Source organism: Methylophilus sp. DMC16 (assembly GCF_056314045.1).
Map to the genome: position 1 here is coordinate 1,291,273 of NZ_JBQUZC010000001.1, position 22,083 is coordinate 1,313,355.

Consider the following 22,083-nt stretch of genomic DNA (forward strand, 5'->3'; position numbering starts at 1 on the left):
AAAGCATATAATTTTATTATAAAAAAATGCGATGGATGAAGAGAATTAAATGACTAAGAAGATGACGAAGAAGAGGAATAAGAAAAGATAAAGAAGTTATAAAACCATCAAAACCATTGAAAACACTACTAAATTTACCATCATAAATAACAAAAACATGAATGAAGTGATCTTTATTTACCACACAAACAATTGAAACTTGATCAAAATCAACAGAAATATAACAAACTCCATTGCTGGACGTTTTGTAAGTTATTGTTTTATAAGTAAATTATATTCTCATTTTTTTCTCATCATCTAGATCACTCATAAGACAATAAGAAAAAAATAACTTATTGACATCTTTATTAAATCCGGGCTATACTACCCACAAATAGGAAAAGGCCGCAATCCCAGTTAAGAATTAGCGACCCTTTTTCTTGCAATTTATATATGTTTAAACTTGGATTTTAAGTATCACTAAATGGATACACCAAGCTTTTTTACTTACTTTTTGAGGGTAAGCGATGAGTATTTTACTGGATCACATACCGTTTGTCAAGGAACAGATTGCCTACTATGACCGCATGGTTATTAAGCTTCGCTCGAATCCTGACAAACAAAAACTATACACAGATGTAGGCAATAAGCTCCGTGCCCTCCTCTCAGCCATTGAAGAAGTGGAATCTGACCAACCTTCCATCAAAACCAGCCCTAAAGACTACAGTGCCTTATCTGGGAAGCTACCTGCTGACTTCTTTTCCAATCCCCTTACGTTGGCGCCAAAAGATTATGACGGCTTGGAAAACGACCTTCTGAGCGAATTAAACATCACTGAAGGCGATAAGCTTGACTCAGTCATTATCGATCTCATAAATGCCGCTGGAGGCATGCTCGTTTTAGACAAAATCATTATTGGTGTCTTTCATTTAACGGGCGAAAAGCATCAGCGCGTTTCAATGACAGCCAGACTATATCGAATGGCTAAGAAAAAGCTCGTCCGTAGCGTGCAAGGGAAAAAAGGAGTTTACACGACCCTCAACGCAAATAAAGAAGAAGTCGATGAAGATAATCAGGAGGAAAGTCAATCATGAGGTGACTCTGAGGCTAGGATTATCTTTGTCACCGATACCTAGCCCAAATAGAGAAGCCCTACATTAAGTTAAAAGGTCTTGGCGGACATACTTAATGTAGGGCGGTGTGACTCAATTACGGGGCGGGTTTGGTACGGGAGATGGCTTCCTATCCGCTCACCCAAGGGTTCGAATCCCTTCCGCTCCACAACTGAACCTATTTGCATATTAGCATTTAACGGCTGATTTGCAAAAAAACTAAAGGATTTATATGGCGCTCTACAAAGATGCTAAATTTTTGCAACATAATACTCATAGTGCTTTCGATACAATTCACAAGCCAGGAGAAACACCTCCGAACTCAGGTATTTATAGATGCACGGGATGTGGTAAAGAAATTGTAGCGGAAGAATCTAAGATTTTTCCTCCGCAAAATCATCATCAACATAATGCCAATCAAGGCCTGATTAGATGGCAACTTATTGTTTATGCTGACCACAATAAGTAACCAGGCTTATTAACGATTGTGTTCCCTGCCATCGGGTTAGGGAGCACAATTTAATTTTTTGCACAATTTTGTCGCGTTGGCAATTGATTGCCCACGCGTCCAGAAATCCCTCAATAGTTCTGTACCAAACCATATCGATCGCACTTGAAGTTGCGCACCTAACAGCCTTACAGGCTATGACTTTAAATTACACATGCCAAACCAAGCGATATACGCATAACAAATCACCGGCAACACAAAGGCATGATGTATTCCCAAGCGGTCAGCCAGCAATCCGGTCAAAAGTGGGATCACTGCGCCGCCCACAATTGCTGTTGCGAGCAAACCTGACCCTTTTTTCTCCTGGCCGGCTTTTAGGCCTTTGATGCCCAATGTAAAAATGGTGGGGAACATGATGGAGTTGCACAAGCCCACCAGCACCATGGTGGCAATCGCCAGATTGCCTGTGCTTTGCATGGAGACCAGGATAAACATGACCGAGAGCAATGCGTGGGTGATTAGCACCTTGGCGGGGGCGAATGCCTTAAGGGTGAAGATGCCGATAAAGCGGCCTATCATGGCGCCACCCCAGTACAAAGCCACCAACGGTGCGGCCTGGGTTTCTGCAACATGGCTGATGTCCATCACATAGTTGACCAGAAAACTGCCTATCGAGACTTCAGCGCCAACGTAGGCAAAAATACCGATTACGCCCAGTAACAGGCCTTTTTCTTGCAATACTTCAGACCAGCTGCTCTCGTCTGCTTCTGCGCTTTCGATCCCTGACAGGTTGATGCGTGAAAGCACGACTGCGATCACGATCAATACGCTAGCGATCAGGAAATAAGGATAGACCACGCCTTCGGCATAGCTGGAGTTGGTCAAACCAGAGAGAATGAAATAGGCGCCAAAAAACGGGGCGACAAAGGTGCCGAGAGAGTTAAAGGCTTGAGCCATGGTCAGTCTGGAAGACGCAGTTTCTTTGGGCCCGATGATGGACACGCATGGGTTTGCGGCGACTTGCAGTAGCACGATGCCAGACGCGAGCACGAACAGGGCCGCCAAAAACAAGCCATAGGTGTGCAATAGCACGGCCGGATAAAACAGCAGGCAGCCCAGGGCGGCTAAGGCAAAGCCGATCACCATGCCTTTTTGGTAGCCGACTTGCTCAATCAGTTTGCTAAAAGGGATAGAAGTCAGGCCATAAGCCGCAAAAAAACAGAACTGGATCAAGGCCGCCTGGGCATAGTTCAAGGCAAAAATAGCTTTCAGATAGGGCACCAGAATATCGTTCAGGCAGGTGATAAAGCCCATCATAAAGAACAGGATGGTCAGTGAAGTGAGCGCTTTTTTATACATATTTATTTTTAAAAATGATGAATTGCTGTCACTACACCATATCTGCAGAGACTTTGGAAGGGCCACCCTGCATTTGCAAAGCGAGTGAACTTGATCGTGAAAAATGCTTCAAACAGCAAAAATAGCTGACACATATCAAATTCCCTGCATATTCAGGAAGTTAGCCGCTTGACGATGACGGGTTACCGTTTGTAATATGAGTATGACAAGGCCACAAGCTTTATTTTCATTCATCTCTAGACCAAGGAGTTATGTATGGCAACCAGCAAGACCACTGATGTATCAACAAAAAAAACCAGCGCCAAAAAAGCGGCCCCTAAAACTGACACCCCAAAAACCAAATCTGCCAGCCCCCGTAAAAAGTCTGTAAAACCTTCTATTATCACCAGCGAAGAGCGTTACAAGATGATTGAAGTTGCGGCCTACTATATCGCAGAGAAAAATGGGTTTGGCGATAGCCACATGGATTACTGGCTACAGGCTGAAAAAGAAATTGATCACAAGCTGAATGCCTGACTCTCAACGGCCTGGGTTTGCAGGCCGCTTACCGTAATGATTTAGCGGTGCCGACGTGAACTGAATATCGGCACCGCTATGTTGTGCATATTGCAAAAATCCCAAGACTTCAGGGTGGCTCAACTTGAGTCCATAAGCCACATAGGGGTACTCTGAGAGCGGCACCTGTTTCTGGAAGAACGGCCAGTTAGCGCTGGGATTGTAAAAGCGTTCAACCAGGCTGGTAATCGCCAGTAACTCGTATTGTCCTTGTGCGTTTAACACCAACCACGGCCCGCCAGAATCGCCCACCGTAGGCATGGGAATCGTATGGTCGTACTGGTCGAGGTCGTTTAATCGGTTTACCGCCAGCAGCGCCTTTTCGGCATGCACCAGTTCTTGCGTATAGGCAAACTGGGTCTGTGCTTGCAAGTGCAACATCTCGTCCATGTCGCGATAGGGCTTGGGCAATATCTGATAAAAATCCGACAGGTCATGCACAGGCTTGCGTTCGCCGCAGCGCGGATGCCGCGTATCCGCCTCGCCATAGCCGCGCCCATAGCCGCAAATCATAATGACATCTGGCACATGGTCGTCGATGCGAATGCGCAGCGGTTGGATCAGGCTTTGTACTTTGGCATCAAATACCAGCACCGCGACATCTTGAGTCAAATCTTCAGCCACACGGTCAAAGGGCCGGTAGAAGGCTTGTGTTAAGCGCACGTCCTCCAGCCCCAGCAGTTCAGGTTGTGCAATGCCTACCACAGGCAAATCTTTGGGGCCGGTCAGCCGCACCTCTTTCATGCAATGCGCAGCGGTAATCAGCGTCAATGGTTTGAGGCCCACAATCGCTGCACTGCAAATCGAGTCGTAATACTCCCACTTTTCAACAGACTGTAAAAAGTGTGCATGCTGTATGCTGAGCTTGACCGTGGAAATCGTCATGCCCGGAAACGTGAGTCCATGAATAATGGCTTGCGTGGGATAGCCCATGGTCAATCCCAGACACACCACGAGCACAGGCGCAATCCACCTGAGCAAACCTTGCTTGATGTACCACATCAGGATTAAACCGCTTAGTGCAAGCTTCTGGCAGCGTTATTTTTTAACTCTATGGGGCCAAAACAGCTTTCAAGCGAAGGATCATCGTCATCACAGGAAATAAAACTGCTGCCATCAGGTTTAAACAGCACAAAACTGGTTTGCTCGGTATTAATTTCAGAATGTTGTTTGGTGCAATCCAGGGCCTTGTTACTTAAGGTCACGCGATGATTCAACTTGAAAAAACCATGTTCATCCGGTTGCGGGGTGACTTCATAACGCGCTTCAAGTTGCTCGTCGCCGCTAGTAAAAACCGCTGTGCCGTCTTCTTTAAACCAGTAGGTTTCGAGGCAACCACTCTCGGGCAATCTGGATTCCCAATAACCGATCAGGGGATGTTTGAGTGATCTGGGGTCTGCTTTGCCCTCTCCTTCTGCATGGACAGACAAACTGCTGAACAGCGCCGCCCCCAACACCACGGACAACAGGAAGAAGCTTGTTTTTTTGACTCGCTGATCACGCATTGCACACCCCCAAGATTGAAATGATGTAAAGCTGTCAGCGATTGTCATGGAAAAATTTTAAGCGCAGATAGTGAATGATTCACTTGAACGGTTGCATTATTTCCTAGAATGACGCACTACCCGGCATCATCGCAGGGTCATCTCCAGCGGCAGACAATAAAAAACCCCGGAAAATCCGGGGTTGATCATCGCAAGCAGAGGAATTATTTCATCACGCGGTTGCGGTATTCACCTGTACGGGTATCGATCTCGATTTTGTCGCCCTGGTTCACAAACAAAGGCACTGGAATCTCAAAACCGGAAGCGATTTTCGCTGGTTTCATGACTTTACCTGAAGTATCGCCTTTGACTGCAGGCTCGGTATAAGTGATCTCACGCACCACAGTGGTTGGCAGTTCGATAGAAATCGCTTTGCCTTCGTAGAAACGCACTTCACAGGGCATGCCGTCTTCGAGGTATGGCAGCGCGTCTTCCATAAACTCAGCGTCCACATCATATTGGTTGTATTCAGCATCCATAAATACGTAGGTAGGATCAGCAAAGTAAGAGTAAGTCACTTCTTTCTTTTCGAGCACGATCACATCAAACTTGTCCTGTGCGTTGTAGACGTTTTCGCTAGGCGCTTCAGTCAACAAGTTTTTCATTTTCATTTTCACCACAGCCGCGTTACGGCCGGATTTGTTGTATTCAGTCTTTACAACCACCATCGGGTCGTTGCCAATCATCACTACGTTGCCAACGCGGAGTTCTTGAGCGATTTTCATAATAAGCCTTAATTTGTATGCGGGATTTTAAAACGCCGGATTATACCCGATATGCGTGACATATCTCAAGAAAACAAGGGATTAAGTGACCATGCTTGTAAATTGCTGTGTTGCGCGGGACCCATGCGCAAGTCGTATCTCATCGACTGCCTTGCTTGCTGCGTTGTTAGCGCCTTGCGCTTTATGCTCATCGCTCACTTAACGCCGGATTTTCTCAATAAAACGCACCAAGTTGGTGGCGAGATCTGGCTGCTGCGATTGTTGCGCTTTAAACGCTTGCGCATGGCTGGCAAGCGCGGGTAATGCAGTGACCAGCAATTGCCACAAGTCAGGACGCCAGTGCCCGCGTGCCCAGGCCAGCATGGTTTCACGCACGGTTTCGGCAACCGAGGCTTCGGCTTGTGCCAGATAGTGATCGAGAAAGGCATTGAGTTTAACCAGATGCGTTTCTTCGCTTTGCTGATACGGCAACCAGACCATGGGTTTGCCTGCCCACAATGCCCGTATCCAGCTATCCTCCCCACGGACAAAATTCACATCGCACAAGTAAAGCAGGCGGTCGTAATCCGCTTGCGATAAAAACGGAATAACGAGAAACGTACACTGCTGGCGCTGGATCTGCTCACCCACCCGCAATGGGCTGCTGCCTAGCACCTCGGCCAGCATGGGCGCGACTGTTTCTGGCACCAGCACACGCACTGGTTGGAGAGACTGCTCAAGCGACGCCACCAATGCGGCCAGCGGGGCATGCGCGTAGCAAAACAAGGAGAGCGTGAGTGTGTGAGGGGATGCGGCTATCGGCGAAGCAAATTCAAAGCTTGACCACTCTGCCGTTGCCTGCCATGCGGGCAAGCTGGCCTCACGCAGCAGGCCACCGGTCTGCGGCGTAAACCCGGGGTAAAAGAAATAACGGATCAAACCATTGGCTTGTGGTGAGGGTTGTGCATGAAACCCCTCTACCCAGGGTTCTGCAGATAAGTAATCAACATTGACCCAAGTGGCAGTGCCGCGCAACATGGCTTGCTGATAAGTCTCAGGCAAACCACAGCCAAAGGTTTCAATGACGACATCGGCCGCTGGTGAAAAATCTGCGTCTGCAGTCCAGTGCCGTATCTCAATGCGGGCATGCCCAGCACCCGCAAAACGTTCGGCCAACGCAAGATCATCCACCCACAGGCGCAGTGCAATATCGTACTCATCGGCCAATTGCATGGCCAGGCGCCAGCACACGCCAATATCGCCAAAGTTGTCCACCACTTTGCAAAAAATATCCCAGCGGACGCCAGACACAGCTTGGGAAAGTGACGCAACAGGGTGTATATGAGTCGCACACATAGGAGGAATAAAACGGGGGAATGCCCTTGAAACTCAGGAAGCGCTAGTCTACCCGATCTTGCCAGTGGTCGGCAGCCTGGCGCGTTTATGCCGCTGAGGCGGTAGTCATTTCAGCGGTTTCCAGCCAGGTCAATTGCAACAGCTTGGCATCGGTCGACGCGCGATGGGGCTCCAAAGCCATTTGCTCACGCAGGCGCTGCTTGGTCTCATGCCAGACGGCTTTCTGGTCAAGCGTGAGCGTCAGGCTCAAATCCTCAAGCTTGAAGTTGGGGCTCAAGCCAGCGGCCTCATACAAGCCGTGTAACCAGACAAAGTCTTGATACCAGCCATCGGTATACACCGTTTTGCCATTGAGCATATGATTCAAATGCAAGGCAATCTCGCGTGCCGTCGCGCCATAAGTTTCCAGCGACTGGCGGGATTGATGGTGTAGTTTTTCCGCTTCATCATCCCAATGCAGCCAGTCCGCATGCGGCTGTACTTGCGCACTCCAGGTCTGCCCGCTTTTATCCACATAGCCAATTTCGACCGGATAACTGCCAGCGCCAAAGCCAGAGGCTTCAATGTCGATGATGATAGGTGGATTCATGGCAACTCTCTGCATTGTTTTTCTAATTAAGTCATCGTCAAAAAGACGGACTTCTTTAATGAAACAGAATTATACGCAGGAATATGACGTGCAAATGAATTAAAAGCATTTGTTTTCAACCGCTTATTGACATTCAGCCGCATAAACGCGGCTGAATGTCCTACCCCTGATTCATCCAACACCAGGGGATGCAACTCAAGCGATCAATAAGGGGGCAATAAAAGCAAAGAAGCTGCCGACCAAAAAGATGACCACAGAAAACCCGTAAATCCACAGGCTTTGCCGCCGAGTTTGCTGGCATAGCTTGGCCAATTGTGGATCCACCGGGCAAGGCAAATTGCGCGCACGCCACTGCATGATGCCGGCCAGCAGCAACATGCTGCCGGCCAGGCCAAACACCAGCGGCTTATGCTCGCTGATCCAGATCAGTTGCGGAAAATGGCTGATCAGGCTGGTCAGGGTTGCCACCGAGCCGATCGCCACCAGCGTAGCTGGCAAGGCGCAGCAAATCAGCGTCGAGCCACTGGTGAATAGCGACAACAGATTCAACCGCTTGCTCGCCTGCAAATGATTGATTTCAGCGGCCATCATTTGCTACCTGCCTGGTGATCCGCCTTGACCACTTCGGCCTGAATCGCTTCAACAGTCTGGTTCACCCGGGCCAGCTTGGCCACCGTATAGCCAGCATCTTCAATCACTTTGCTAAAGGCCGCATCGGAGACTTCCTGGCCATCTTTGAGTTGCAAGGCAACCACCCGGCTTTTCAGGTCAACAAATGCGGCCTGTTTCTGTGGCAAGGCATTGAGTTTTTTCTCGATGCCTTTGGCACAAAATGCGCAGACCATGCCGTTGACTTCGGCCTTGATCGTGGTCACGGCAAAAGCCGCAGGGGTCATTGCAGACAGCATCAATGTGATCAGTAATTTTTTCATGATTCAGATTCCTTTTATTCAATATTCAATCAGGGTTAAAACACAAACATGGCATTCAGGCGCGGCGCAAAGCCCTCGCCTTGCCAGGGGTTGGTCACCCCAAACTCAAGAAAGTAGTTTTTGTTGATGAGCCTTAGTGCAGGCGTCACCTGCACGGACGGATCGTTGTTGCGCATGGTTTTAACCTCCATCACAAACCATGGCTGGGTCTCGTTAAAGCCGGTTTCATAAAATGAAAACCCAGATTGCACGGCGGCGGTGTCATAGTTCATGTGAGGGGCGCGGATCATGCGCGCCTTGGCGAGAAAATACAGCCGGGTAGACTCCACATCAAATTGCAGGCTGGGCGTATAGGCAAAGCCATCATAGTGACCGCTTGCCTCGCCGACGCTGCCGTTAAACCAGACATTGGCCTGGGCAGACGGCAGGTTCCAGCGTTTGATGATGCCGGTGTAATTGATCCCGGAAATGGTGGTGGCTTGCTCGCCTTTCCCCGACATGCGCATTTGCTCGACGCCAATGGCATGCCCAAAGGTGGGCGAGTAATTCAACATCCATTCCTGGTTGTAGCGACCGATCTCGGTCATGAGCATGGCGCTGTCCTCAAACCCCATCAGCGCCGCCGCGTGGGCGGTCAAACTAATCTGGCTGAGCAAGAAGGCGCCACAGGCAACATAACGTTGCTTAAACATATAGCCTCCATATTCAAAATGCAAAAACGCATTGTGCAAAAACGCTAGGTACGGACGGATTTGTCCTGGGCGTTAAGCGAATATGGGTGGCTTGATCGCGGGAGGGTAAGTTTGTGAGTGCACAGGATCTGCCTCAAACAAGGGGGCAGCATGAGACTGTGCGAAGAAGACAACAGCTGGAAAAGCTTGCAGATCGGCCACACCGGTGCTGACCATGCAAAAACCGCAGACACTGCACTGATGACCGGGCGCGACTTCACTATCCCCTTCAGGCATGGCATGTTCATGCGCGTCTGCCATATGGTGGCAAGGCATGGCCTCGGCCTGCGATTGCACTTGAGCAGAGCGTTCATGAGAAGACACAGCATGCGCGGCCAGATTGAAGGCCTGGTCAGCCAAGGTCATCTGCAATGACATGACGTTGGCAGCCATGACAAAGCATGGCAACCAGCAAATCAGGAACAAGCAGAGACGTTTACGCATGTCTTTAGGATAAGGCCTGGCGATGATTAGTTCAAGTCTTTGTCGATACTTTTACATGACGCTGCCAGCAGCGGGAGCGGCGCGATGCTTCCATCAGGCATAACGGATATCAATAATTTCATACTCGGTGTCGGCCCCTGGCGTCACCACATGTACGGTATCGCCCAGATTTTTGCCCAGCAGCGCTCTCGCCATCGGCGATACCCACGAAATATAGCCTTGTGAAGGATCCAACTCATCCTGGCCGACGATGCGTATGGTTTTCTCGCTGTCATCGCCAAGGTTAAACAAGGTCACCCAGGCGCCAAAAAACACCTTTTCAGTATTGGTTTGCGTATGGCTGTAAACAATCTCGGCGGCTTCCATGCGTTTGGTTAAAAAGCGGATACGCGAATCAATCTGCCGCAAGCGTCGTTTGCCGTAGATGTAATCCCCATTTTCGCTGCGGTCACCGTTGCCTGCCGCCCAGCTCACCACGCGGACCACCTCTGGCCGGTCGACTTTAATCAGGTATTGAAACTCTTTCTCCAGGGCAGCATAGCCCTCGGGCGTAATATAGTTTTTTTGTTCAGCCATTCAATTCCAAATCCATTTTTTGTGCCCCGCACACTGACTTCAGAGGCAAGCCCATGCTTGCCGAGCATATCATACAACATCATGCGTCTAGTACCCGCCAAGCAGTCACTCGCCTGTTGCATCCTCCCTTTGTGAACTTTTTGTGAAAGTTTGATGAAAACGCTTTAGTTCAGGCCTTGTTTTACGTAAATAGGTTGAGCGTTGCAATCTGCACGCCCACGCCAGCCTGATGACTGGCCGTTGTTCAAGTTTGTCCCTGAGGAATTGCATGAAAAAGTCTCTCGCCCATCTCAATGTCGGCACCCGTTTGTTTTTAAGTTATGGATTGCTGATTTTATTTACCACCTTTATTTTTGTGATTGCCTGGCGCGGGTTTAATCATGTCCACCAGACCTGGCAACAGTTTGAAACCATACAACTGACCAAACGAACCCAGATCGAAAACGCCAGCAAAGGCCTGGGAGATGCGGTACATCACTTTAAAAATTACATCCTCAGAGGCGGCCGCGAAGCCCGCAAATTTGAACAAGGCCTCACCGATATTGAACAAGCCATGCAAGCCTATGCCGCGACCGGCGCGCTCAATGCCCAGGAAAAAGAGATTTTAGGTAATATCACCCTTGCCCTGACCACTTATCGTGACGCCATGAAACGCTGCGAAGCGCTCAAAAACGAAGGCATGGGCGTGACTGAGATTGATGCGACAGTCAAAGGCGCAGACAAGCCATTAAATCATTCCCTCAGGCTGCTGATGGATATGAATACTGCAGGCGTGTCCGATGCTTCTGCGCAGTTTGCATCCACCATTGCCAGCGCGAACAAACAGATCGAAATCGCATTACTGGTGGCGATAGTGATGGCCATGCTCATCGCCTGGAATATGACCCACTCCATCACCAGACCGCTTGATCAGGCACTGACCATGTCGCAGCATATCGCCAATGGTCAGTTTATTGTGCAGGCAGCGGCACAAGGGAGCGACGAAACTACCCGGCTGTTGAACGAAATGCAGCGCATGCAAGCCAATATTCAGAACATCGTGCAATCCCTGAATGAAATGTCCAGCCAGCACCGGGCCGGCATGATTGATTACCGCATAGACAGCAGCCAATTTGCAGGCGCCTATCAGCAACTGACTTCAGGCATTAACCAGATGGTCGAGGAGCATATTGAGGCGCAGAGCCAGTCTTTGCAGGTGGTCACAGCCTTTGGCGAAGGGGATTTCAACCAGCCACTGGCCACTTTTCCCGGTCAACGCAGCTACATCAACCAGAGCATTGAGCAGGTGCGCCTGAACTTCAAGCGCCTGATGGAAGATGTGCATACGCTGTCAGCCGCCGCGGAACAGGGCCAACTCTCCACACGCGTGGATGAATCACGTCATCAGGGTGAATTCAGGCAGATTGTGGCCGGCTTTAACCAGACACTGGATGCCGTGGTCACGCCCTTGCAGACCACGGCGCATTATCTGGATCAAATGGCGGCAGGCAATATTCCGACCCGGATTGACACCCAGTTTGCCGGTGACTTTAACCTGATGCAAACCAGCCTGCAGCACTGCGCACAGGCGATTCACCAGCTGATCAGCGATGTTCATCACCTGGCGTCTGACGCGCAACAGGGCAAACTGGATACACGGGTAGACGTTGAAGCACACGCCGGGGATTTCCGTCAGATTATCCAGGGCATCAACCAGACCCTGGACGCGGTGGTCTCGCCACTGCATGTGGCGGCAGACTGCGTGAAACGCATTGCGGCAGGAGATCTGCCCGCCCCTATCCATAACCAGTACCACGGGGACTTCAAGGTGCTGATCAACAATCTGAACACCTGCATCCTGTCCGTGAAGCGATTGGTAGCCGATACGCGCCAGATTGCCGATGAAGCCCAGCAAGGCCAACTGTATAGCCTGGTGGATGTGACGGCGCATGCCGGTGATTTCAGGCTGGCCTTGCAAGGCTCACAAGAGATTCTGCAACGCATGGTGGCGCCGATAGAAACCGTCAAGCAAGCGGCAGAAACCATACAGGTGGCTGCCGCAGAAATTGAAAAAGGTAATAACGACCTGTCACGTCGCACCGAGACGCAAGCCAATGCCCTGCAAGAAACATCAGCCAGTCTGGAAACCCTGACCAGCCATATCAAGCAAACGGCCGACCATGCACGTCAGGCCCGCCAGCAAGCCAGTCAGGCCAACCAGATGGCCTTGCAAGGCGGCGATGCCTTTAAAGCACTGTCGACCACCATGCAAGGCATCAATGAGACCTCGGACCAGATCGCCCAAATCACCAGCGTGATTGACAGCATTGCCTTCCAGACCAATATACTGGCGCTGAATGCCGCGGTAGAAGCTGCGCGTGCCGGTGAAGCTGGCCGTGGCTTTGCCGTGGTGGCAGGCGAAGTGCGCAACCTGGCCACCCGCTCGGCCGCTTCAGCCAAAGAGATCAAGGAATTGATTGCCGCCTCGGTCAGCCAAACCAATGTCAGTGCCAAACAAGTGGGGCAAGCCGGTCGCACCATGCAGGACATTGTGCTGGCCGTGCAACAGGTCTCCACTAGCATAGGCGCTATCTCCGAGGCAGCCGGTCAGCAAAGTGACGGCATGCAGCAGATTTATGCCTCCATGACCGCCATCGACGAGACCACGCAGCAAAATGCCGCCTTGGTAGAAGAAGCTGCCGCGGCCGCAGAAAGCATGCTGGAACAGGTGCACACCCTGGTGGCCTCCGTCAATCAGTTCAAACTGGAGGCAACACCAGAAGAAACACTCGCCCTGCCACAACAGACGTGGCGCTTAAGTGCCTGAAGCTTGCCTAACCCCAGGCATAAAAAAATGCGCCCGGCCTGGGCGCATTTTTTGTGCTTCACGGTTAATTGTAATCGTCATTCACCTTTAACACGTTATAAACGTAGTAGCTGGTCTCACCAAAGCAGCTTGACGGCACGCCCTTATGCTCTGCATATTGCAACCGGACGCGCTCACCAGACAAGGCATTGATTTTGGGAATCACGGCCGGATCGCGCACGGTAAAGTAAAACTTCTCGGCCTGGGTGCCGGGCACGGTGACCAGCACCAACTCACCCTCCCAGGTTTTGCACAACCAGCCTTTATTCGAGAGTTTTTGCACATAGCCGACCCGGTCCCCCGATGAATACACCCAACTCAAGCTGGCCCAGGTATAGAGTGCAAACAAGGCCACCGGCAACAATAACCATAACAGCCACTTTAATACACGCATGTTTAAAATCCTGCTCTTCCGTAAATGATGAATTGTATGGCTGAATCATAAGGGATAAATCACTTGTACAGCCATATTTATTGTCATGGCGAACAGTTTGCCTTGTGGCCGCCTGGCCCTAGACTTAAGCCGGGGCTTTAAGGGCTATCGCCCGCACTTCAAACGGGTGCTGATCCAATAGCTGGCCGTGCTTGTCCCGCAGGCTTAAGACATGTTTGCCTGGGGGCGGCAAAGGAATCGTCAGTTGTGGCAAACGGCATTGGTTGATCAAGTGCTGATCCAGATACATACAAGCCTGCCCGCTCCAGGCGGCTTGCACCAGCAAGGCTTGTTTGCGGTCGGGAATATCCGGATCTGGCGCAATCACCGCCCCCGCCGGTGGCGCAATCAGCTGTGCTTGTAGCGGTGCCAGACGAAGGGTGGTTGTGGCTGGCAGTGGCGCATTGCCTAGCACCCATTCTTGCCTGGGGGCCTCGATGGCTGGCACATAATGCACGGTTTGCGCCACGACACCTGCTGGCGGCACAGGCGGCGTGGACGCGCTGTCCCGGTGCAGATATTCCATGATGTCACGCCACACCGGCGCTGCGCCTGTCACGCCTGACACATCCCACATTGGCTCGCCAGAAAAGTTACCGACCCAAACCCCTACCGTATAGCGCTGGCTGTAGCCGATCGCCCAGTTGTCACGCATGCCTTTGCTGGTGCCGGTTTTCACCGCCGCCCATCCCCGCGTCGATAATGGGCTGGACAAGCCAAAAGTCATACTGCGCGCCACCGGGTCAGACAAAATATCACCGATGATAAAGCTGGTTTGTGGAGTCAACACCTGGCGTGATGGCAACAAAGGCTTGGTGCCTGTGTGAAAGCTGACTGGCTGCCACTGGCCCCCATTGGCCAGTGCCCGGTAAGCATTGGTGAGCTGGAGCAAGCTGGTTTCGGCACCACCCAGAGCAAGGCCAAAACCGTAAAAATCGGCGTCCTGCTTCAAATCCTGCAAGCCCAGCTGTTGCAGGGCGTGTAAAAAGCGGTCCACACCCACCAGCGTTAACGCGCGCACGGCAGGTACATTTAACGATGAGGCGAGCGCCGTGCGCACACTAACCGCGCCATGAAAATGGCGGTCATAGTCTTGTGGAATATACAAGCCGCTGGGCGTGGTCAGTGCCAGCGGCGAGTCATCCAGCACCGAGGCGGCTTGCAACCAGCCCTGATCTATCGCCAGTGCATACAAAAATGGCTTGAGCGTAGACCCTGGCTGCCGCAACGCGGCCACGCCATCCACCGCCGCAGCCCCGGATAAATCGCCGCTGGAGCCAACATAGGCCAGTACCTCGCCACTGGTATTGTCAAGCACCAGCACCGCGCCGTCGGTCACATGCTGGCTGGCCAGTTGAGCCAGATGGGTTTGCAATGTTTGCCGGGCAAAACGTTGCACACTGGCATCCAAGCTGCTGCGGTCACGCTGTCCGGCCTGCGTGAGCAACCGCCTGGCCACATGAGGCGCATCATCCTGCCCGGCCATGGGGAAAGGCCGTTTCGGTAACAAGGCGGCGCGTATCCACAAGCGCTCGCAGTCTTTGCGTGCATCCTGCGTGTGCGTATGCGCCAGCACATCGCAAGCGCGCCTGGCCAGACGCGAAGCACCGGCGGCTGGCGCCCGCACCAGCGCTGCCAGCAAGGCCGCATCCAGACGATCCAGTGCCGCCGGGCCTTTGGCCAGCAAGCCACGCGCGGCCGCATCGATGCCCACCAGTTCGCCACGAAACGTCACCCGATTTAAATACGCCTCCAGAATCTGGTTTTTCTGCCAATCATGATCAATGGCCAGTGCCAGGCGAATTTGTGCCAGCTTGAAGCGCCATGGTGAGGTGTTTGAAAAGCCGGGCTGGGTGTCTTGCAGCCATAGCTTGGCTAACTGCATGGTCAATGTACTGCCGCCGCGTCGATGTGGGCGATGCAGGTTATCCCAGATGGCAGACAACAGGGCCCACGGATCCACTCCCGCATGCTGATAAAAACGCTTGTCCTCGGCCACCAGCATGGCCTGCTGCAAGCGAGGGGAAATCAGTGCCAGCGGCACCCAGTCCAGCCTGCGGTAATCATGATTCAGGCGCAAGCGTTGCAGCGGTGCGCCATGTCGATCCAACAGCCAGGCCTCTGAACTCTGGCTGTGTTGCTTAAACTGGCCGAAGTCTGGCACCTTCACTGTCGCCACCCACAGGATCAGCAAGCAGATTCCGGCCAGCAGGGCCAGCACTGCGCAAAGCCACGGACGACTGCGCAGGCTGAACCACAATGGCAGGAGGAAACGTCGCATCAATCTCACTGTACCTGCATGGCAGGCACCGGCAACTCGGCAAACACTTCTGGCGCATACATAGCCTCCACCCGGCTGCCAGGCAGGCTGAACTGGCCGGGCTGATTGAGTCTGACCGTATATTCGACCGTGAATTTACCCTTGGGCACGTAGGCATAATAAGCCCTGAAACCATCCAGTGCGCGCTCTTCATAGGCCGGGCGTTGCCAGCCCAGGCGTTGCTCGTGTTGCGTCAGTTGCTGGCTGTCTCCGCCCAGGCCACTGCCGAGGATGGTCGCGCCACTGGGCACCGGATCATTGATGACCACCCAGGTCATATCGGCTTGCGCCTCAACCGTAAGGCGGACGCGGTAGACATCGCCCCGTTGCCAGCGGCCAGCCGTTTTTTGCGACACCGGTGTGACCTCACGTTGCAAGCGATAGCCGGCAAACAGCGGGGCTTGCAACGGTAAGGACGCTTTGGCGGTGACAAATGCCCAAGGCTTGCCTTCACCCTGTTGCTGGATTTGCAGCGGAGCTGCCGCCTGCGGCCAGGCATACTGCGTCAGCAATCCCCCCGCTTCGGCCCAAGGCGCGGGCTGGGTGGCGCTAGTCATTGCTTTAGCAGGCTTGGCAATGGCGGCACGTGACCAAGGCAAATGCTGGCTTTGCCCGGCCAGGCTAAGCTCGACCTGGCCAGTCACCGCAGCCTGTTCATGGGCTTTCTGGAAATGCCGCAACGCCAGCACGCCCCAGGCATTGGCCAAGGTGGTCCGCCAATGGCCGGCCTGTTGTCGCGACAACAAGCCACGGGCGAGACGGCCTGCATCCTCGGCAGGCAATTGCGGGTCTGCCGCCAGCAAGTCCAGCGTACGCGCCGCATTGACGTCGGGCGACACCATCAACCACCACAAGTCATCCTGTTTTTCAGTCGAAAATGTGAACTGCGTGCCTGAGACCATCCAGCGCGATTGCAGCACCTGCATGGCCTGGGCGCGCTTTTGCTCAGCCTCTGGCAGCGCTGGCATGCGTTTGAGTATGGATAACCAGTCAATCACACCTGAGGTCGGCCACAGCTCGGGACGAATCTCCAGCGCGTCCAGCATTTCTGGTCTGGCATGGTCATAGCGTGCCAGGGCATCAATCGCCGCCAGCTTGCGCAACACGACATCTGCCGTTTGAATGCTGCCATAGCGGTGAATGCGGCCAGCGACAAAATCTTCCAGCCCTTTGAGCATGCGCTCACGCGCGGTGTCCGGGATGTCATAGCCTGCAGCATCGGCAATTTGCAATAAATAACTGGTGAGGCTGTCATCGCCTGGCAACCAATCCATAGGGAAATAACGCGCCAGGCCATCGCCATCGAGGTGCTGCCCCAGACTGAGCATCACGCTATTCCAGCGGGCCTGATCCTCCAGCGTCACCGCCACCGAGGCGCGCTGTTCCAAACAGATATAGGGATAGCGCTGCATCCATTCGCGCACGCTGCCCAGACTCCCTACCAGCGAGCGGTTAAGCCTGACTTCTATGCCACCCCGGCCCGGCACCGCCTGCGCCGGGGCTTGTACCGTCATCTGCCAGGGCTGACCGGCTTGCAATTGCTGTATGGTCTGCTGATAGACACGAACCGGATAAGCCGCACCGACCTGCTGGTGCACTTTTAAACGGTCTTTAATCTGCAAACGATTTGGGGATTGCGCGGTAGACTCCCCGACCACCGCCGCATCTATTTGCCAATCCAGGCCGGTCACGTTGTAAGGCACGCGTAGCGGGAACGCCAGGGTCGCCGCCTGGCCAGCGGCCAGCTTGACGCGCTGTGGTTTAAGCGCGGTCTCCACGCCCAGCGGGGTGGCTGTCACTTGCGTGGTGAGGGGTCGCTGGCTGGCATTGCGCACGGTCACCATGGCCTGCAATTGATCGCCCTCGCGCACAAACGGCGGCAGTCCAGAAAACAGCATCAGTTCTTGCGTAGTGCGGATCAGCGCACTGCCAGAACCAAAGCGCGCTGCACCGGCATGGGCAATGGCGGCAATGCGGAAACTGGTCAAGGCATCATTGAGCGGGATGCTGACACTGGCCTGGCCGTGTTTATCCAACTTGATCACGGGCTTCCACAGCAGCAAGGTATCAAACAGCTCACGCGCGTTGGCGCCCTGTCCGCCACCACCGCCAGGGGCGACGGCTTTTTTACCAAAATGGCGTTTACCAATCACTTGCGACTGTGCCGTTGAGGTATATACCTCAATCGGCCGCCGCTGCATCATGGCCTCCAGCAACTGCCAGGAATCAGGCTTGGCCAGTTGCAGCAAGCCTTCATCCACCGCAGCCAGCGCCACCTCGGCATTCGAGAGCGGCTTGCCCGCCGGGTCTGTCACCGTCAGCTTGACCTTGGCCTGTTCACGCACTCGGTAAACCGTGCGTTCAGGGTCCACCTTGACATTGAGGGCATAGCCTTGCCAGCCCACCTTGATTTGCGTCATGCCCAGCTTGAAGGCCGGCTTGCTTAAATCCACCAGGGCCGTTGGCCGAGTATCCACCTCGACCGGTAAATGATCGACCAGGCCTAAAAACTGGCCCACCTGATAGACCATGCGCTTGAGCCAGGCAAAGCGTCCGGGCGCTTGCGGATCGACACGGCCACGCACCACCATCACCGACACATAGGCATTGGGCCCATACTCGGCAGCGATCGGCACCTTGACGATGGGCGACTTCATGCTGATTTTGCTGACATACGAGGCCAGTACGCCTTCGCGCTCCACCGTCACCAGCGCCGTCGCTTCGCGGAAAGGCATGCGTACTTCAAATTGCGCCGTCTCGCCCGGGGCATACTCACGCTTGTCGGCCAGAATATCAATGCGGTCGCTGGCGCCTGCGCTATACCAGCCATCTTCATCGGCCACATACACTTCCTGGCTGGCGATGGCAGGCTGTTTTTTGCTGTCTTTAGTGGTTGCCACCAGAATCAGTTCGCCACTGGCCGGAGCCGCCCCCTTGCAACTGAGCAAACCCTGGCCATCGGTTTGACCGTCGCACACCGCACCCACATGTTTCACCTCAGCGGTTTGTTCATAGGCATAAAACCCGCCCAGCAACCGTTTGCGGTAAGCATAGGTATGCCGCTGGTAGGCCTCGACGGCTACCGATTGCCGCACCAGCGGTTTGCCTGTGCTATCCAGCGCCAGCACCTTGAACGCCAGACTCTGCTGCGTCGCAAAATAGCTATCCATTTTAATGCCGAGATTCACGGCCGAGGGCAGCAGTAGCGCTTGTGTAGCTGCCGTCAATATCTGGCCGTTGGGGTCGGCATATTCCATCTCCACCTGCAAGGCATGGGGGGTACGTACATCAGGTAAACGGTCAAAGGTGACACGCGCGCCGCCACTGCCATCCAGCGTCACTGCCTGTGTGCGGGGCGGGTAGCGCTTGTCACTGTCAGCAGATGCTGGATCCGAGGATTGCGCATCACTCCAGCCTTCTTCCGGGTCATAAGAAAAAGGTTGTATGGCGTGCAGCCCTTCCTGTGGCCGCTCGCCGCCAAAACGAAACGCGTCATACTGCGCAAACTGCATGGTATAAGGCTCTAGCCGACTGCGGAACTTGACCGGCAAGCCAGCCGCAGGCCCGCCCGCCAGATAGTTGAGTTGCACATCCACCTGTAATTGACGTTGGTTGACCACCGGTGTGGCGGGCGGTTTGAGGCTGGCATGCATTAAGGGCACGCGATATTGCTCAACCCGGAAATGCCCCATCGTTACCTCCATGCCCTCCACGGTCATGGTCACCACATAGTTGCCCAGCTTGGCTTCTCTGGGAATCACCCAGCTAGACGTACCGGCCGCATTGGCCCAGCGCACCGCGCGCGTCTCGCTTTCACCGCTGCCCTGATGCGTCAAGGTGATCTGATCCGGCAACCGCTCGGGCAGGCGCAGTCCTTTGCCGGTGTGCAAGCGCACAAAGTGCTTCATGGAGACGGTTTCACCGGCACGGAACAAGGGGCGGTCAAATACCGTATGTGCCAGTACCGGGCCCGCGCTCTCACCGCCACCCAGGTTAAATTGCCAGGGGCTGAGGCCATCGTCCCACTGTGAAAACATAAACGACAAATCATCGTCTTTGCGTGCCGTGACCAGATGACCATAACAACTTTTGCGGTAGCTGTCTTCAAGGGCCTGTGCAATATTCGCGCGGCCCTGGCGGTCGGTTTTGCCTTGCCATAGCAAGACGCCATCGCAGGTGGATACCCTGACCTCGGCCCCCGAGACCGGTTTGGCATTATCCAGCCGCGTCACCCACACCAGGGATGACTCATGGCCTTTTTTATAATGCACGGCCAGGTTGGTGACCAGCGCGCTGGAGGAAACATAATAAGGTTTTTGCTCGCCATGCAACGCCGCCCCCAGGCGGTCACTGGCAAACTCGACCAGATAGAATCCAGGCTTTTGCAGCGGAATACCTAGCACCTCAAACGTTTTTTGCCCTTGCCTGCGCGGCAGGCGGATCTCACTGGAAGCTAGGTTCTTGTTGCCTATTAGCAGGGGGATTTCCCCCTCGCGCGGGTAACGGTCATGCGTTTTCAAAAAGGCGTCAGACTCGCCACTGCCATAAGGATGCTGGGTGACTTTAAAATACCAGGCCGCCAGTTCAGCATCATCTTCTGGTTGCAAGCGGCCTACACGGCCAGATTGCTCGGCATTGGCACCGGGGGTGATGCGCGCGCCTTGCAAGGTGACCTCGACATTACGCACCGTCACCGGCAAGGCAGGTTGCGCATACCGCTCCAAAATGCCAAATTTTGCCGGGAACTTGATCAGGGGCGGATCAACATCCATTGTCATCGCCAACGGGAAAGCGCGCGCATTGACCGACACGCGCCCGGCATCATCTTTAAAATCACCTGGCAATTGCAGCACCACCCGGCTATTGGCGGTAAACGGTCCTTTGAACTGCACGGCCTCCAATGTCTCGCCTTGTGCATAGTCTGCAATCACCGGCTTTTGCGTGCTGCCATCCGGCAGCTTGAGGCGAATCGCTTCAGCCTGGCGACGACTGACGGGCGCATTAAACTGCACCTGTATCGGCAGCACCGGAATACAGCCCGCCTTGGCATTGGTGCGCGTGCAGCTGGCATTCACTTTAAACGCATCGCGCACTTTAAACCTCAGCACTTGCGGCTTGTTGGCAACCACACCACTGACGGAGGTGATGCCTGCGTCCCAATGCAAACTCACCTCACTGCCCGCAGGCAACGGGCGGCTGCACTGTACCACCACAATATTCGCCTGCTGCAGGCGGCGGTCTTTGACCGAGAGCAGACCCTGCTGCGCATTTTTAAACAACACCAAAAACAACTGGCTGGCGCGGTCTTTTTGCTCGCGCAGTATCTGCTCACGTGCCTGGCCAGTGATCAACTTGAGCGGAAACAGCTCACCTACACCTTGTATGCTGCAAGCCGCATGCTGCTTGACGCTGTCTTCATTGACAGGGGCATCCAGCCCCAGCAAAAACACCTGCGACTCATCGATATATTCAATGCCCTCTTCCGGCAGCGAGGTGACGATGGCCGGCCCCCCGGTTGAAAAACTGAAAGATTGCGACGAAACCGGTATGCCCGCGACGCTTTGCAAACCTTTTTTAACAGAGAAGCGGCATTGCAAACCGGCTGGTAAATCGGCTTCAAAGTCATACACCCACTGCCTGTCATCCAGCCAATGCCCCTGGCCTTTGGCATCGCATTGAATGTCAAACGGTGCAGGCAGACGCGGATCGCCAAAAGCCACCATGGGCAGCGAAAACCGGGCGCTGACTTGTCTGACCGCCTTCACCTCGCCTTGCGGTGCAAAGGTCACGCGTGCTTCGGTGTCAGCCTCGGCCGCCCATACATGTCCGGCCAGCAACCCTAGCCACAGCACACAACAGGCAGCCAGCCAACTTGCAGTCATCCAGCCGCTGGCAAGGCGCTCAGAAAACCGCGCCGGTTGTGCGCGCACAGCGTGTGTCAAAAAACGGGCCAGCATAGCGTGATCCTTCATATGGCAAAAACGCGGACGAAAGGGCAGCTCTCATCATTCAAATTGCCAAGCCAGACTAAGCTCGATTAAAAAATGGCGCGATTAAAAAATTCAGTCGCCGCATATCGTTGATACGGGAGGAAAAATTTTTTATGCGCAACGCAATCTCGCGACGCAAGTTGATTGATTAGAGGTGCCCGAAAAG

At 53.6% G+C, this 22,083-nt stretch carries 18 protein-coding genes and 1 tRNA gene; 6 read left to right on the plus strand and 13 right to left on the minus strand.

Going from position 1 to position 22,083, the window contains the following annotated elements; translation table 11 throughout:
• Window positions 1-506 precede the first annotated feature (506 nt).
• From ACT53D_RS06160 to ACT53D_RS06170, 3 genes are all read left to right on the plus strand, one after another.
• A complete protein-coding gene (locus ACT53D_RS06160) occupies window positions 507-1,073 on the plus strand; it encodes a hypothetical protein (protein WP_476155081.1) in 567 nt (188 codons plus the stop codon).
• Between the two features lie 119 nt (window positions 1,074-1,192).
• A tRNA-OTHER gene (locus ACT53D_RS06165) sits at window positions 1,193-1,260 on the plus strand.
• Between the two features lie 63 nt (window positions 1,261-1,323).
• Entirely contained in the window at window positions 1,324-1,560 is a 237-nt protein-coding gene (locus tag ACT53D_RS06170; RefSeq protein WP_476155083.1) for a hypothetical protein, read from the plus strand.
• A 174-nt stretch (window positions 1,561-1,734) separates the two neighbouring features.
• Here the strand turns inward: ACT53D_RS06170 and ACT53D_RS06175 are convergent, their stop codons facing one another.
• Window positions 1,735-2,898, minus strand: coding sequence for a sugar MFS transporter (locus ACT53D_RS06175; RefSeq protein ID WP_476155085.1), 1,164 nt, complete (start codon window positions 2,896-2,898; stop codon window positions 1,735-1,737).
• Window positions 2,899-3,153: 255 nt separating this feature from the next.
• Between ACT53D_RS06175 and ACT53D_RS06180 the strand changes: the two genes are divergently transcribed.
• Complete coding sequence (locus ACT53D_RS06180) at window positions 3,154-3,414, plus strand: DUF2934 domain-containing protein (RefSeq protein WP_476155087.1); 261 nt, start codon at window positions 3,154-3,156, stop codon at window positions 3,412-3,414.
• A 3-nt stretch (window positions 3,415-3,417) separates the two neighbouring features.
• Here the strand turns inward: ACT53D_RS06180 and ACT53D_RS06185 are convergent, their stop codons facing one another.
• From ACT53D_RS06185 to ACT53D_RS06220, 8 genes are all read right to left on the minus strand, one after another.
• Window positions 3,418-4,455, minus strand: coding sequence for a trypsin-like serine peptidase (locus tag ACT53D_RS06185; protein WP_476155089.1), 1,038 nt, complete (start codon window positions 4,453-4,455; stop codon window positions 3,418-3,420).
• Between the two features lie 14 nt (window positions 4,456-4,469).
• Entirely contained in the window at window positions 4,470-4,958 is a 489-nt protein-coding gene (locus ACT53D_RS06190) for a hypothetical protein (RefSeq protein WP_476155091.1), read from the minus strand.
• A gap of 203 nt (window positions 4,959-5,161) precedes the next feature.
• On the minus strand, window positions 5,162-5,722 hold the full coding sequence (gene efp, locus ACT53D_RS06195; RefSeq protein WP_018986563.1) for an elongation factor P: 561 nt from the start codon (window positions 5,720-5,722) through the stop codon (window positions 5,162-5,164).
• 198 nt (window positions 5,723-5,920) lie between these two features.
• Window positions 5,921-7,057, minus strand: a complete 1,137-nt coding sequence (gene earP / locus ACT53D_RS06200) for an elongation factor P maturation arginine rhamnosyltransferase EarP (RefSeq protein WP_476155093.1) — start codon at window positions 7,055-7,057, stop codon at window positions 5,921-5,923.
• A gap of 85 nt (window positions 7,058-7,142) precedes the next feature.
• Window positions 7,143-7,646, minus strand: a complete 504-nt coding sequence (locus ACT53D_RS06205; protein WP_313984050.1) for a 3'-5' exoribonuclease — start codon at window positions 7,644-7,646, stop codon at window positions 7,143-7,145.
• A 195-nt stretch (window positions 7,647-7,841) separates the two neighbouring features.
• Window positions 7,842-8,234: a hypothetical protein gene (locus ACT53D_RS06210; protein ID WP_275357220.1), complete on the minus strand. Its 393-nt coding sequence runs from the start codon at window positions 8,232-8,234 to the stop codon at window positions 7,842-7,844.
• Window positions 8,234-8,578: a heavy-metal-associated domain-containing protein gene (locus tag ACT53D_RS06215; RefSeq protein ID WP_313984047.1), complete on the minus strand. Its 345-nt coding sequence runs from the start codon at window positions 8,576-8,578 to the stop codon at window positions 8,234-8,236. Before ACT53D_RS06215 ends, ACT53D_RS06210 begins: the two co-directional genes overlap by 1 nt.
• A gap of 35 nt (window positions 8,579-8,613) precedes the next feature.
• A complete protein-coding gene (locus ACT53D_RS06220; protein ID WP_476155095.1) occupies window positions 8,614-9,270 on the minus strand; it encodes a hypothetical protein in 657 nt (218 codons plus the stop codon).
• A 150-nt stretch (window positions 9,271-9,420) separates the two neighbouring features.
• Here ACT53D_RS06220 and ACT53D_RS06225 point away from each other — a divergent pair, with 150 nt between their 5' ends.
• On the plus strand, window positions 9,421-9,684 hold the full coding sequence (locus tag ACT53D_RS06225) for a hypothetical protein (RefSeq protein WP_476155097.1): 264 nt from the start codon (window positions 9,421-9,423) through the stop codon (window positions 9,682-9,684).
• A 162-nt stretch (window positions 9,685-9,846) separates the two neighbouring features.
• Here ACT53D_RS06225 and greB read toward each other — a convergent pair whose 3' ends face one another.
• The gene (gene greB / locus ACT53D_RS06230) at window positions 9,847-10,329 is read right to left on the minus strand and encodes a transcription elongation factor GreB (RefSeq protein ID WP_194747074.1); all 483 of its coding nucleotides are present in this window, start codon (window positions 10,327-10,329) and stop codon (window positions 9,847-9,849) included.
• 268 nt (window positions 10,330-10,597) lie between these two features.
• Between greB and ACT53D_RS06235 the strand changes: the two genes are divergently transcribed.
• Window positions 10,598-13,135 (plus strand): methyl-accepting chemotaxis protein, encoded by a 2,538-nt coding sequence (locus ACT53D_RS06235; protein ID WP_476155099.1) that lies wholly within the window; start codon window positions 10,598-10,600, stop codon window positions 13,133-13,135.
• A 64-nt stretch (window positions 13,136-13,199) separates the two neighbouring features.
• Here ACT53D_RS06235 and ACT53D_RS06240 read toward each other — a convergent pair whose 3' ends face one another.
• The 3 genes from ACT53D_RS06240 to ACT53D_RS06250 form a co-directional block, all read right to left on the minus strand.
• On the minus strand, window positions 13,200-13,568 hold the full coding sequence (locus tag ACT53D_RS06240; protein WP_194747076.1) for a hypothetical protein: 369 nt from the start codon (window positions 13,566-13,568) through the stop codon (window positions 13,200-13,202).
• 124 nt (window positions 13,569-13,692) lie between these two features.
• Window positions 13,693-15,888, minus strand: coding sequence for a penicillin-binding protein 1C (gene pbpC, locus ACT53D_RS06245; RefSeq protein ID WP_476155101.1), 2,196 nt, complete (start codon window positions 15,886-15,888; stop codon window positions 13,693-13,695).
• A gap of 5 nt (window positions 15,889-15,893) precedes the next feature.
• Complete coding sequence (locus ACT53D_RS06250) at window positions 15,894-21,884, minus strand: alpha-2-macroglobulin family protein (protein ID WP_476155103.1); 5,991 nt, start codon at window positions 21,882-21,884, stop codon at window positions 15,894-15,896.
• Window positions 21,885-22,083 lie beyond the last annotated feature (199 nt).

Excerpts from the sequence above, each read along its gene's own strand:
- ACT53D_RS06175 (WP_476155085.1), bottom strand. The coding sequence starts at position 2,898 with ATGTATAAAAAAGCGCTCACTTCACTGACCATCCTGTTCTTTATGATG.
- ACT53D_RS06210 (WP_275357220.1), bottom strand. The coding sequence starts at position 8,234 with ATGGCCGCTGAAATCAATCATTTGCAGGCGAGCAAGCGGTTGAATCTG.
- ACT53D_RS06240 (WP_194747076.1), bottom strand. The coding sequence starts at position 13,568 with ATGCGTGTATTAAAGTGGCTGTTATGGTTATTGTTGCCGGTGGCCTTG.
- greB (WP_194747074.1), bottom strand. The coding sequence starts at position 10,329 with ATGGCTGAACAAAAAAACTATATTACGCCCGAGGGCTATGCTGCCCTG.
- pbpC (WP_476155101.1), bottom strand. The coding sequence starts at position 15,888 with ATGCGACGTTTCCTCCTGCCATTGTGGTTCAGCCTGCGCAGTCGTCCG.
- ACT53D_RS06185 (WP_476155089.1), bottom strand. The coding sequence starts at position 4,455 with ATGTGGTACATCAAGCAAGGTTTGCTCAGGTGGATTGCGCCTGTGCTC.
- ACT53D_RS06170 (WP_476155083.1), top strand. The coding sequence starts at position 1,324 with ATGGCGCTCTACAAAGATGCTAAATTTTTGCAACATAATACTCATAGT.
- ACT53D_RS06250 (WP_476155103.1), bottom strand. The coding sequence starts at position 21,884 with ATGCTGGCCCGTTTTTTGACACACGCTGTGCGCGCACAACCGGCGCGG.
- ACT53D_RS06225 (WP_476155097.1), top strand. The coding sequence starts at position 9,421 with ATGAGACTGTGCGAAGAAGACAACAGCTGGAAAAGCTTGCAGATCGGC.
- ACT53D_RS06220 (WP_476155095.1), bottom strand. The coding sequence starts at position 9,270 with ATGTTTAAGCAACGTTATGTTGCCTGTGGCGCCTTCTTGCTCAGCCAG.
- ACT53D_RS06180 (WP_476155087.1), top strand. The coding sequence starts at position 3,154 with ATGGCAACCAGCAAGACCACTGATGTATCAACAAAAAAAACCAGCGCC.
- earP (WP_476155093.1), bottom strand. The coding sequence starts at position 7,057 with ATGTGTGCGACTCATATACACCCTGTTGCGTCACTTTCCCAAGCTGTG.
- ACT53D_RS06190 (WP_476155091.1), bottom strand. The coding sequence starts at position 4,958 with ATGCGTGATCAGCGAGTCAAAAAAACAAGCTTCTTCCTGTTGTCCGTG.
- efp (WP_018986563.1), bottom strand. The coding sequence starts at position 5,722 with ATGAAAATCGCTCAAGAACTCCGCGTTGGCAACGTAGTGATGATTGGC.
- ACT53D_RS06205 (WP_313984050.1), bottom strand. The coding sequence starts at position 7,646 with ATGAATCCACCTATCATCATCGACATTGAAGCCTCTGGCTTTGGCGCT.
- ACT53D_RS06160 (WP_476155081.1), top strand. The coding sequence starts at position 507 with ATGAGTATTTTACTGGATCACATACCGTTTGTCAAGGAACAGATTGCC.
- ACT53D_RS06215 (WP_313984047.1), bottom strand. The coding sequence starts at position 8,578 with ATGAAAAAATTACTGATCACATTGATGCTGTCTGCAATGACCCCTGCG.
- ACT53D_RS06235 (WP_476155099.1), top strand. The coding sequence starts at position 10,598 with ATGAAAAAGTCTCTCGCCCATCTCAATGTCGGCACCCGTTTGTTTTTA.